The organism is Acinetobacter baylyi DSM 14961 = CIP 107474 (genome assembly GCF_000368685.1).
GTDB classification, from domain to species: Bacteria; Pseudomonadota; Gammaproteobacteria; order Pseudomonadales; family Moraxellaceae; genus Acinetobacter; species Acinetobacter baylyi.
In genome coordinates, this window is sequence record NZ_KB849626.1 from 300275 (window position 1) to 312707 (window position 12433).

9 protein-coding genes are annotated in these 12433 nt (G+C 43.2%); all 9 read left to right on the top strand.

The genetic code is table 11. The annotated features are described in order from the left end of the window. Window positions 1–31: 31 nt before the first annotated feature. Window positions 32–574 carry a shikimate kinase AroK gene (gene aroK, locus F952_RS05600; protein WP_004923733.1) on the top strand — a complete coding sequence of 181 codons (543 nt, stop codon included), beginning with the start codon at window positions 32–34 and terminating at the stop codon, window positions 572–574. A 21-nt stretch (window positions 575–595) separates the two neighbouring features. Continuing rightward, window positions 596–1684, top strand: a complete 1089-nt coding sequence (gene aroB / locus F952_RS05605; protein ID WP_004923735.1) for a 3-dehydroquinate synthase — start codon at window positions 596–598, stop codon at window positions 1682–1684. A 9-nt stretch (window positions 1685–1693) separates the two neighbouring features. Beyond that, window positions 1694–2545: a hypothetical protein gene (locus tag F952_RS05610; RefSeq protein WP_004923737.1), complete on the top strand. Its 852-nt coding sequence runs from the start codon at window positions 1694–1696 to the stop codon at window positions 2543–2545. Window positions 2546–2997: 452 nt separating this feature from the next. Beyond that, a complete protein-coding gene (gltB, locus tag F952_RS05615) occupies window positions 2998–7479 on the top strand; it encodes a glutamate synthase large subunit (protein ID WP_004923740.1) in 4482 nt (1493 codons plus the stop codon). A gap of 74 nt (window positions 7480–7553) precedes the next feature. Further along, window positions 7554–8975, top strand: coding sequence for an FAD-dependent oxidoreductase (locus tag F952_RS05620; protein ID WP_004923742.1), 1422 nt, complete (start codon window positions 7554–7556; stop codon window positions 8973–8975). Between the two features lie 173 nt (window positions 8976–9148). After that, window positions 9149–10039, top strand: coding sequence for a metal-dependent hydrolase (locus tag F952_RS05625; protein WP_004923749.1), 891 nt, complete (start codon window positions 9149–9151; stop codon window positions 10037–10039). A 133-nt stretch (window positions 10040–10172) separates the two neighbouring features. After that, window positions 10173–10763: a LemA family protein gene (locus F952_RS05630; protein ID WP_004923751.1), complete on the top strand. Its 591-nt coding sequence runs from the start codon at window positions 10173–10175 to the stop codon at window positions 10761–10763. 42 nt (window positions 10764–10805) lie between these two features. Continuing rightward, window positions 10806–11855, top strand: a complete 1050-nt coding sequence (locus F952_RS05635; RefSeq protein ID WP_011182764.1) for a TPM domain-containing protein — start codon at window positions 10806–10808, stop codon at window positions 11853–11855. Continuing rightward, complete coding sequence (locus tag F952_RS05640) at window positions 11849–12409, top strand: TPM domain-containing protein (protein WP_004923756.1); 561 nt, start codon at window positions 11849–11851, stop codon at window positions 12407–12409. Before F952_RS05635 ends, F952_RS05640 begins: the two co-directional genes overlap by 7 nt. Window positions 12410–12433 lie beyond the last annotated feature (24 nt).

Below are 12433 nucleotides of genomic sequence, written 5' to 3' on the forward strand. Positions count from 1 at the left end.
TTTTAATTCAAGTAATTCAATAGGTGACTCCTTGCCAAGCAAAGAGTTTGACACCCTGCCAAATATTTATTTGGTAGGGCCCATGGGAGCAGGAAAGACAACAGTCGGTCGACATTTAGCAGAGTTGTTAGGGCGTGAGTTTCTAGACAGTGATCATGAAATTGAGCGTAGAACAGGTGCAACCATCCCATGGATTTTTGAAAAAGAGGGTGAAATCGGATTTAGAAGTCGGGAAACCATTGTGCTGGATGATTTAACATCTCGACGGGATTTAGTGTTAGCAACAGGTGGTGGGGTGGTAACACAACCAGCCAACCGGAGCTATTTAAAAACACGAGGTGTTGTTGTTTATTTATACACGCCTGTTGAGCTTCAGTTACAGCGTACCTATCGTGATAAAAATAGACCTTTATTACAGGTTGAAAACCCTGAACAGCGTCTTCGTGATTTATTAAAGTTAAGAGATCCTTTATATCGCGATGTTGCACATCATATTATCGAAACAAATCAAGGTGCTGCCCGAGAGCTGGCTCAGCAAATTTTACGTGTGATTTTAAGTTCTGGATCACATTAAGTTTTTACTGGTTTAAATTTTATGCAAACTCTACACGTTGAATTAGGCGATCGCCGTTATCCGATATTTATTGGTAGTCAGCTAAATCCTCAGAATCTACTCGCACCTTATATCAAGGGTCGTCAGGTCATGATTGTGACCAACACCACGTTAGAACAATTATATTTGCAACATTATCAAGATGCATTACATGCACTTGATAAGCAGGTGGCGGTTTGTGTATTGCCTGACGGTGAAAAATATAAAAATATTGAACACCTTAATCTGATTTTTGATGCATTGCTAAAGGCTGGCTTCAATCGGGACTGTACTGTTTTAGCTTTAGGTGGAGGTGTCATTGGGGATATGGCTGGCTTTGCCGCTGCGAGTTTTCAGCGCGGTGTGTATTTTGTGCAGATACCTACCACTTTGTTATCTCAGGTCGATTCAAGTGTAGGTGGTAAAACAGGTATTAACCATCCACTTGGCAAAAATATGATTGGTGCATTTAAGCAGCCTGAAGTGGTCATGGCAGATATGTCACAGTTAAAGACTCTGCCACCACGTGAACTTTCAGCAGGCTTGGCTGAGGTCATCAAGTATGCGCTACTTGGGGATATTGAGTTTTTAGGCTGGCTTGAAACGCATATGGACGGCCTGATTGCAGGCGATGAAACTTTGTTGGCCGAGGCTGTATATCGCTCTTGTGCACACAAAGCCCGAATAGTTGCCAATGATGAAAAAGAGCAGGGCGAACGTGCCTTGCTGAATCTAGGGCATACTTTTGGTCATGCCATTGAGTCTTATCTTGGCTATGGTGAGTGGCTACATGGTGAGGCGGTTGCAACAGGTATGGTGATGGCAGCAGATTTATCACACCGTCTGGGCTGGATTTCATCAGGTGATCTTGAGCGTACAAAAAAAATTATCCAGCGTGCCAATTTGCCGATATCATGTCCGCCAATTCCACTGGATGAGTTCTTGTCTTACATGTCGCATGATAAGAAAGTACTCAATGGACAATTAAGACTGGTATTATTGCAACAGTTAGGACAAGCAATCATTACCAAGACATTTGATGTTGAGATGATGAAAGCAGCAATTCTAGCAAATCAAGCAAGTCATACATAAGGTGAAAGCATGACAGCACATCGCACAGTTTGGCAAAAGATTCAGCACTATAGCTGGCTGGTCTGTGCGCTTGCCTGTCTGTTTCTGGCGCTGATATTTTGGGCAGTTAATGATTCAGATAAACTGATTGAAATGGATCGTTCCGATGTTGCCCAGACACAAGTACAAATCCAGCCAGAAAAAGTAACCGCGACCAGTCATTTAGGCATGTTGTCCGATGAAGTAAAACCTCTCGATCTGACCACTCGCGTTGTGACCGCGAATTTGCATGAGTCTGAGTTTCGAGGAACCAAATTCATACAGGAAAATAAGAAAAACTGGACGATTGAGGTTTTTCGTACTTCTGATGAAGATATCGTCAAAAATTATTTAAAAACCCGAGATGACCGTAAAAATTTTATTTATTTACGTTTAACTGGCGATACGCAACAAGAACAGTATGTTCTGACTTATGGTAACTTTACGAGTGACAGTGCAGCGGCATTAGAGCTTAAACAGTTGAATTTAAAATTGCCAGCTTCGGTACATCCTCACACTGTCTTGTTTTCAAGTTATGCACCTTTAATTAATGATTTGGGGGCAGATGAATTAGGACTTAATGCACAGCTTTATGAGGTCAATCTTAATCCAGTGGCACTGCCAAGAGTTGAGACACCATCATCAACCAATGCGCCATCGGTCACCAGTTCAACAGCAACGACCAGCACGACAGTCACACGACGTGATACACAAGGTAATGTTGTGGATGTGCGTCAATCAAAAACGAGCGTTGACCCTGTTCCAGCAACTACGAAAGCACCAACTACAGAACAGAAGTTACCAAAAACGCAAGAACGCGAGATTAGTGATCCATTCAATTGATAATAAAAGTTCCAAAATAGAGCATTAATTTTGATCAAATAACATAAATTGCACTATTTTGGTTCGTAAAATGCTTAGCGAATTAAAGTTGCAAAAATATAAAAAAAATTATTGCTTTATATATAAATAGCTTAAATAAATCTTAAGGAAGTTGGCATCCTTTTTGCATTTTTGATGCGCTAATTGATCAATTTGTCCTATTTTGGCGCCAAGCCGTCATAAAATTCAGTTAGCATGCGAAATCGTCGTTTCGCCTGCTTTAAAAAAGTGCGAAATAACTCAACACGTTTTTGTCATTAACTTTATGCCATATACTGCTAAAAAAGCGTATATTCAGGAAGTAACGCAAAAATGTTTTGTGAAACATTTAGCTTTACGTGAGTAGATAGACAACGTCGCGAAGTAATTGATCGTTATACGCTCGAAAGAGCCATGTTGAAGAAGGGTACGCTATGCATTTGCCATCGCCTAACACTGTAGCTCCCGCTCAAGGTTTATACCAACCGGATGAGTTTAAAGATAACTGTGGTTTTGGTTTGATTGCCCATATGAAGGGTGATTCAAGTCATCATCTTGTTCAGACCGCAATTCACAGTTTAAGTTGCATGACGCATCGTGGTGGGATTGCCGCAGACGGTAAGACAGGGGACGGATGCGGTTTACTTTTGGCTATGCCAAAACAATTTTTCCGTGAAGAAGCTAAAAAGCTTAGTGACATTACACTTAGCGAAATTTTTGCGGTAGGGACGGTATTTTTAAATATTGATCCTGCATTGGCACAACATGCGAAAGCGATTTTAACCAAAGAGATCGAGTCTGAAGGCTTACGCGTACTGGCATGGCGTGTTGTTCCAACCAACAACGATGTTTTGGGTGAAATTGCGCTTCAGTCTTTACCTGCATTTGAACAGGTCTTGGTCAACTGCCCAATGGGTGTGACTGAAGTTGAGTTTAACCGTAAGCTTTTCTTGGCACGTCGTCGTGCAGAGCAACAGCTCACTAACGATCCATTATTTTATGTGACTACACTGTGTTCGACTGTAATTAGCTATAAAGGTCTAATGATGCCAGCAGCAATTGCTGACTTCTATACCGACCTGGCTGATGAGCGTCTTGCATCTCATATTGTGGTATTCCACCAACGCTTTTCGACCAACACTTTGCCACGTTGGCCATTGGCTCAGCCATTCCGTTATCTTGCACATAATGGTGAGATTAATACCATTACGGCAAACCGTAACTGGGCAATGGCACGTACACCAAAATTTGAAAACCCGTTATTGCCTGGTTTGACCGAGCTTAAGCCGATTGTAAACCGTACTGGTTCAGACTCTTCAAGCTTGGATAACATGCTTGAGATCCTGATTGGCGGAGGGATGGATCTATTCCGTGCTCTACGTATGCTTGTACCACCAGCATGGCAAAACGTTGAAACATTGGATGCCGACCTACGTGCATTTTATGAGTTTAACTCTAAGCACATGGAAGCATGGGATGGCCCTGCAGGTTTAGTAATTCAGGATGGCCGTCATGCGATCTGTATGCTAGATCGTAATGGGTTACGTCCTGCGCGCTGGGTTGTCACGAAAAATGACTATATTACGCTCGCTTCTGAAATCGGTGTTTGGGACTATCAGCCAGAAGATGTCATTTCGAAAGGTCGTGTGGGACCTGGACAAATTTTGGTTATTGATACCTTTACAGGTAAAGTGCTAGATACTCAGGATGTCAGCAATCACCTCAAACGCATGCGTCCATATCGTCAATGGTTGCGTGAAAATTCATTGCGTTTACAAGGTAGTCCTGAGCTTGAAGAACATTTAATTGATAAAGGGTTGGCAGGTGATAGCCTGAAAGCTGCCCAAAAAATGTTCTTGGTGACTTTTGAGGAACGTGATCAATTGTTACGTCCAATTGCTGAAAGTGGTCAGGAAGCTGTAGGTTCAATGGGCGATGATACGCCAATGGCCGTATTGTCTCGCCAAGTACGTCCAGTTTCTGATTACTTCCGTCAGCAGTTTGCACAGGTGACCAATCCACCAATCGATCCTTTACGTGAATCGATTGTCATGTCGCTTGAAACCTGTATGGGACGTGAACAGAACGTATTTGAACAGGGACCAGAGCATGCAGATCGTTTGATCATCTCAAGTCCAGTACTGTCAAATTCAAAAATGCACCAAATTCGCACACTTGGCCGTAAGGGTTATGAAATTGCGGATATTGATTTGAACTATCCAGAGTCAGAAGGATTACAGGCTGCAATCCAACGCATTTGCGAAGAATCTGCACAAGCGATCCGTGATGGCAAAACACTATTGGTGATTTCTGATAAAAAAATTCGTGAAGGCTATTTACCTGCCAATGCGATTTTGGCAACAGGTGCAATTCACCATTATTTAATCAATATTGGCTTACGTACTGATGCCAATATCATTGTGGAAACTGGTGTTGCACGTGATCCGCATCAATTTGCAGTCATCTTGGGCTTTGGTGCCACCGCGATTTATCCATATTTGGCTTATGATGTGATCAATGATCTGGTCGCTAAAGGTGAGTTGTTGGGCGATCCCGTACATGCACAGGCAAATTTCCGTAAAGGGATAGAAAAAGGCTTGCTCAAAGTACTCTCCAAAATGGGTATTTCGACTGTTGCATCTTATCGTGGCGGACAATTGTTTGAAGCGGTTGGTCTATCTAAAGAAGTTGTGAATACCTGTTTCGTAGGGGTTCCAAGTCGTATCGAAGGTGCGACCTTTAACGATCTTGAAAACGACCAGAAAAAACTGGCTGCAACTGCATGGAAAAATCGTCAGCCAATTGATCAGGGGGGTATGCTTAAATTTGTATTTGGTAAGGAATACCATGCATTTAACCCTGATGTGATTAATTCACTACATAAAGCTGTACGTTCTGGTAATTATCAAGACTTCAAAGAATATGCAGAGCTTGTTAACAATCGTCCAGTGGCAACGATTCGCGATCTATTCAAACTTAAAATAGGCAATTCAATTCCGCTTGAGCAAGTAGAAGCTGTTGAGCAGATTTTACCGCGCTTTGACTCTGCGGGGATGTCAATTGGTGCATTGTCACCAGAGGCACACGAAGCAATTGCGATTGCAATGAACACGATGGGCGGTCGTTCAAACTCAGGTGAAGGCGGTGAAGATCCAGCACGTTATGGCACCATTCGCAACTCAAAAATCAAACAGATTGCATCGGGCCGTTTTGGTGTAACCCCTGCTTACCTAACCTCTGCCGAAGTCTTGCAGATTAAGGTTGCGCAAGGTGCAAAACCAGGTGAAGGTGGTCAGCTACCAGGTGGTAAGGTAAATAGCTTAATCGCACGTCTACGTTATGCAGTTCCTGGGGTCACACTGATTTCTCCACCACCACATCACGATATTTACTCCATTGAAGATTTGTCGCAGTTGATCTTTGACTTGAAACAAGTCAATCCACAAGCGATGGTCTCAGTGAAGCTGGTTTCAGAACCAGGTGTAGGTACAATTGCGGCGGGTGTTGCGAAAGCTTACGCTGATTTCATCACCATTTCTGGTTACGATGGTGGCACAGCGGCATCGCCATTGTCATCGATTCACCATGCAGGCTCGCCTTGGGAGCTGGGTTTAAGTGAAGCACATCAGGCACTTCGTGTGAATGATTTGCGTGGCAAGGTTCGTGTTCAAACTGATGGTGGTTTAAAAACAGGTCTAGATGTCATTAAGGCCGCGATTTTAGGTGCAGAAAGCTTTGGCTTTGGTTCAACGCCAATGATTGCATTGGGTTGTAAATACCTGCGTATTTGTCACCTGAATAACTGTGCGACTGGTGTTGCAACTCAGCAAGATCACTTACGTCAGGAACACTACATTGGTGAGCCTGAAATGTTGATCAACTTCTTCCACTTTATTGCGGAAGAAACACGTGAGTGGCTGGCTGCACTGGGTGTTGCATCACTTAAAGATTTGATTGGTCGTGTCGATTTGCTTGAAATTTTACCAGGTGAAACCGACAAACATGCCCATCTTGATCTTTCGCCATTGATTCAGTCGCATCCTTCGGCAGAAGGTAAGGCGCAATACTGTCAGGTTCAAGGCAATGCACCATTTGATAAAGGTCTATTGGCCGAGAAAATGGTTGCAGAGATGCTTCCTGCGATTGAAGCGGGTACAGGCGGTGAGTTCCATTTCGAAATTGGTAACTGTGACCGTTCGATTGGTGCGCGTTTGTCGGGTGAAATTGCACGTCGCTATGGCAACCTTGATATGGAAGCACATCCTGTAGTGCTTAATTTGAAAGGAACGGCTGGTCAGTCACTGGGTGTTTGGAATGCAGGTGGTTTGCATATCAAACTAGAAGGTGATGCCAACGATTACGTCGGTAAAGGTATGGCTGGTGGTCGAGTCTCTATCTTCCCACCAAAAGGTTCGCCATTCCAAACACAAAACACTGCGATTATTGGTAACACCTGTTTATATGGTGCAACAGGCGGTAAATTATTTGCAGCAGGTACTGCGGGTGAACGCTTTGCAGTTCGTAACTCTGGTGCATTTGCAGTCATTGAAGGTGCTGGCGATCACTGCTGTGAATACATGACTGGCGGTATCGTGACTGTGCTTGGAAAAGTAGGCCATAACTTCGGTGCAGGTATGACAGGTGGCTTTGCGTATGTGCTTGATCTAGAAAATGACTTTGTCGATTACTATAACCATGAGTTGATTGACTTGACTCGTATTTCTACAGAATCGATGGAAGACCATCAAGAAAATCTATTGCGTATTCTTGATGAACATATTCAGGAAACAGGTAGTGCTTGGGCGTATAAGATCCGCAACGAGTTTGATTTCTACAGTCGTAAGTTCTGGTTAGTCAAGCCAAAAGCTGCTAACTTACTGACCCTGTTGAAAGCGACTAAAGCAGATCCTCAATAATTCCACTTACTCATATTTTGATAGGCAGGTGTGGATAACTTTCGAGTTTTCCACATTGACCCACGGAGCAAGACATGGCAGAGCGCCTAAATAATGACTTTCAGTTTCTGGATGTAGCACGCCAAGATCCAGAGAAAAAAGATATTGATGTCCGCAAATCTGAGTTTGTGGAAATTTACAAACCATTTACTGCTGAAGTTGCTGCAAATCAGACGCATCGTTGTTTGGGCTGTGGTAATCCGTACTGTGAATGGAAATGCCCAGTACATAACTATATTCCAAACTGGTTGAAGTTGATTGCAGAGGGCCGTATTTTTCAGGCGGCTGAATTGTGTCATCAAACCAATACTTTGCCTGAAGTGTGTGGTCGTGTTTGTCCGCAAGACCGCTTGTGTGAAGGTGCATGTACATTGAATGACGGCTTTGGTGCTGTCACAATTGGTAATGCAGAAAAATATATTAATGACACCGCTTTTGCATTGGGCTGGCGTCCAGATATGTCTTCAGTTAAATGGACCAATAAAAAAGTTGCGATTATTGGTGCAGGCCCTGCGGGCTTGGGCTGTGCAGATATTCTGGTGCGTAATGGTGTAAAGCCAGTGGTATTTGACAAGCGTCCAGAAATTGGTGGATTGCTGACCTTTGGTATTCCAGAATTCAAGATGGAAAAAGATGTTATGAAACGCCGCCGTGAAATTTTCACGGGTATGGGGGTTGAGTTCCGTCTAAATGTTGAAATTGGTAAAGATGTCACAATCGAGCAATTGCTTGAAGACTATGATGCTGTATTCATGGGTATGGGCACCTACACCTATATGAAAGGTGGCTTCCCAGGTGAAGACTTAGATGGCGTATACGATGCACTCGACTTTTTGATTGCCAATGTTAACCGTACTCAGGGCTGGGAGCAAAATCCGAGCGATTATATTAGTGTTGAAGGCAAAAAAGTGATTGTATTGGGTGGCGGTGATACAGCGATGGACTGTAACCGTACCTCCATTCGTCAAGGTGCTGAAGAAGTAACGTGTGCATACCGTCGTGACGAAGCCAATATGCCAGGTTCACGTCGTGAAGTACAAAATGCACGTGAAGAAGGCGTCAACTTCCTGTTTAATCGCCAGCCTATCGAGATTGTAGGTGAAAATGGTCAGGTGACAGGCGTAAAAGTGGTCACTACTCAGCTTGGAGCTCCAGACAGCCGTGGCCGTCGTAGTCCAGAGCCAATTCCAGGTTCGGAAGAAGTGCTTGCAGCCGATGCGGTGCTACTTGCTTTTGGTTTCCGTCCTAGTCCAGCAGATTGGTTTGCATCATCAAGTATTAACTTGGATGGTTCAGGTCGTGTAGTGGCAGCAGAACAGCAACAATATAAATTCCAGACATCTAACCCAAAAATCTTTGCGGGTGGCGATATGGTACGTGGTTCTGATCTGGTGGTAACTGCAATTTGGGAAGGCCGTGAGGCCGCAGAAGGTATTTTGGATTACCTTGATGTCTAACTTTTAAATATTTAAAGATCCATTTCAAAAGCCTGCAAAGATGCAGGCTTTTGTGTTTTTGTATGACACATACCCAGATTGAGCAATTCTGTCAATTTACTAAGCATTTTCGCCATAGGGATGCCTGATACATCACGCCATACTCAAAAATAGAAAAATAAAAGGAACATGTTATGGCAACGGTAATGATGGATCGATCACCTGCTTATCAGAACCGCCCCAAAGCACTGGGGATCACCGTGAGGCGTTTACAGTTTCATCCCGAAAAGATTAAACGTCATTATTTTGCAAATTCTCCTGTCATGTCACATTTATTGACGGCACTATCTTCAACTTTTCCAATTGGTGAACAGTTCTTTGTGCATAGTGTCAGAAATGTACGTGACCGTATTACAGATCCACAATTACAAACTCAAATTGCTGCATTTGTTGGGCAAGAAGCGATGCATTCCAAAGCACATTCCGAGTTTAATCAGGCCTGGCGTACAGACGATTATAATCTGGATCGGTTTCAGGCATGGCTTGCGCGTAAGGATATCTATGTTCGGAGTTTGCATCCTAAAATTCAACTTGCCATGACCTGTGCATTTGAGCATTTTACGGCGTTGCTTGGCGGTTATATATTGCGCCATCCCGAAGTTCTCAGCAGTCTGGATGAAGATGCGATGAAACTCTGGGTCTGGCATGCGATTGAAGAAATTGAACATCGTTCAGTCGCATTTGATGTATATCAGGCAGTCTATGGCGATGATAAAATTCGTAAATTATTGATGCGTAGTGTCACCACGGGCTTTGCAAGCCTGACATTTTATTCTGCGACGCGTTTGTTTTTACAGGATAAGCGCCAAAGTTTGCCTAAAGTGGGTGGTAATTTATTTGGCCTATATTTGTTGGGTAAAATGGTGATTCAACTCCTGCCAGAATATTTATCTTATTATAAATCTGGGTTTCATCCGGCCGAGCATGATTACAGTAAAATCGTGGCGTACTGGAAACAAAAAATGCTCGATGACTATGCTATGAGTAGTTTTCAGGAAGATCAGATTGAAATGCGTTATAGCTGATTTAAACAGGGTAAACATAGAAACGGGTCAAGCACCCGTTTTTTATGTATTAAAGAAAATACACAACAATCGACTTTATTCCTCGCTACAATGTCTCTAAAGCAAAAATATCAAGAAACATGAGGTTAGTTATATGAATTTATTTAAAAAATTAGCACTTTCGACTGTCTTGGCAAGTACGCTGGTATTTTCTGGATGTGGCTATAATACTTTACAGGCAAAAGATGAGTCGGTTACGGCTGCTTGGTCAGAAGTTCAGAACCAGTATCAACGTCGCGCAGATTTGGTGCCAAATCTGGTTAATGTGGTGAAGGGATATGCCAAACATGAACAACAGGTCCTGACTGATGTGACTCAGGCACGATCCAATGTAGCTGGTCTAAAAGTAGATAAAGAAGTACTCGAAGACCCACAATTATTTGAAAAATACCAGCAAGCACAAAGTCAATTAACAGGTGCTTTGTCACGCTTGATTGCTGTTTCTGAAAATTATCCAGACTTGAAAGCAAATGAGCAGTTCCGTGATTTGCAGGTACAACTTGAAGGTACTGAAAACCGTATTGCTGTTGCGCGTAACCGTTATATTACAACGGTTCAGGATTACAATACTTACGTTCGTCAGTTCCCACAGGCGATGACCGCAAAAGTGATTGGTATGCACACCAAGCAAAACTTTAGTGCTGACGCGGGTGCAGAGAAAGCGCCCACAGTATCGTTTAATTAAGTTTACTGAGCTGGGGTGATCATGATTCAAAAGAAAATGGCCATGTCTCGACAGTTCATCATACAGCTGTTTTTGGCATTGCTGTTATGTTGTTTGACGATCACTTTTTCGAGTATAGCCAAAAGCGCTGAAACTACATCTACTGATGATGCAACTGATTTAGTGGTTGCTCAGAAAATAATTAAGAATCAACAGCAGACTGAAAAATCATCATCTGCAAGCGCAGTTGCGGTTCAGCAGCCTCAAATTGCCAATGATATGGCTGATGGTCAATCGATCCGTAATTTGCCATCGTTAAATGAGCCTGTCATTGATCAGGCTAATTTACTAAGTTCTGAGCAAAGGCAGGCGCTGTCTGACCAGATTCGTCAATTATATCAAACGGGCAAGGCGCAAATGGCAGTTGTCATTGTACCGACTACAGGTCAGGAAGATATTTTTGATTATGCCATGCGTGTGGGCGAAAAGTGGCAATTAGGATCCGCTAAACGTGACAATGGCATACTGATGGCAATTGCAGTCAATGATCGGCGCATCCAGATTCTGACAGGATATGGGCTTGAAGGCGTGTTACCTGATATTGTGGTAGGACGGATCATCCGTGATCAGATCACGCCTTATTTCAAGCAGGCGCAGTATGCACAGGGTATTCAGTCTGGTGTCAATGAAATTGAAAAAATAGTGAATATGGATCCAGAAATAGCACAACAAGCTGCTCAGGATTTAAAACAGCGTCAGGAGCAAGCCCTGCACGAGCAACAAGCCCGCTCACAAATGATGGTGTATTCATTAATAATTGTGGTGGTGGGAATTTTTGCCTCTTATATCGTAGGTAACCGTTTAAGTGCTGCAACAGCGGGTGTCGCGGGTATTGCCGCTGGCGTGATCAGTGGCGTTGGGCTGATCACCAGTCTATTGATCGGACTTGGAATATTTTTACTTCTCATTACTTCACTTGCTCAACTCATTTTGCAGATTTTTGCGTCGGGTGGTGGGCGTGGTGGCGGTGGCGGCTTCGGAGGTGGTGGAGGCGGCGGCTACAGTGGTGGCGGTGGAAGTTTTGGTGGTGGGGGAGCATCAGGATCATGGTAACAAAAACAGATACAACACGAATCATTACCCAGCCAAAATTAAAAGAAAATAATCAACCAAGTTTGAAGCGTTGGTTTAAGCATTTTTTCTATTTACCTGCCAGTAAACGCTTTTTTTCTCAGGCAGATCAGGCTGCTATTGCGGCGGCAGTGAAGCTGGCAGAGCACGGTCATATTGGTGAAATTCAGGTGGTGATAGAGGGCCATATTCCTTGTTCTCAAGCTTACCATCAAAATACACGACGACGTGCAGAGCAGTTATTTGCCGAACTTGGCGTATGGGATACCCAATACAACAGCGGTATTTTACTTTATCTTAATTTATGTGAAAAAAAAGTAGAACTGGTGGTCGATCGAGGAATCTGTACCGAATCACATACTCAGGCATGGCAGATGATATGTGAACAAATGATCCAAAAACTTAAACAAGATCAATATCGTGAGGCAGTAGTCAATGCCGTGACGGAAATCGGTCAAGTGCTTGATCAGTTTTATGATGGGTGTAATCAGAATGATCAAGATGAATTGGATAATCAACCTATTATTTTGAATTAAAAGCAGCATCAGTGAATAGTCATA

Bases quoted from the DNA above. Each gene is read 5' to 3' on its own strand.
- aroB (WP_004923735.1), top strand. From the start codon at position 596: ATGCAAACTCTACACGTTGAATTAGGCGATCGCCGTTATCCGATATTT.
- F952_RS05610 (WP_004923737.1), top strand. From the start codon at position 1,694: ATGACAGCACATCGCACAGTTTGGCAAAAGATTCAGCACTATAGCTGG.
- gltB (WP_004923740.1), top strand. From the start codon at position 2,998: ATGCATTTGCCATCGCCTAACACTGTAGCTCCCGCTCAAGGTTTATAC.
- F952_RS05620 (WP_004923742.1), top strand. From the start codon at position 7,554: ATGGCAGAGCGCCTAAATAATGACTTTCAGTTTCTGGATGTAGCACGC.
- F952_RS05625 (WP_004923749.1), top strand. From the start codon at position 9,149: ATGGCAACGGTAATGATGGATCGATCACCTGCTTATCAGAACCGCCCC.
- F952_RS05630 (WP_004923751.1), top strand. From the start codon at position 10,173: ATGAATTTATTTAAAAAATTAGCACTTTCGACTGTCTTGGCAAGTACG.
- F952_RS05635 (WP_011182764.1), top strand. From the start codon at position 10,806: ATGTCTCGACAGTTCATCATACAGCTGTTTTTGGCATTGCTGTTATGT.
- F952_RS05640 (WP_004923756.1), top strand. From the start codon at position 11,849: ATGGTAACAAAAACAGATACAACACGAATCATTACCCAGCCAAAATTA.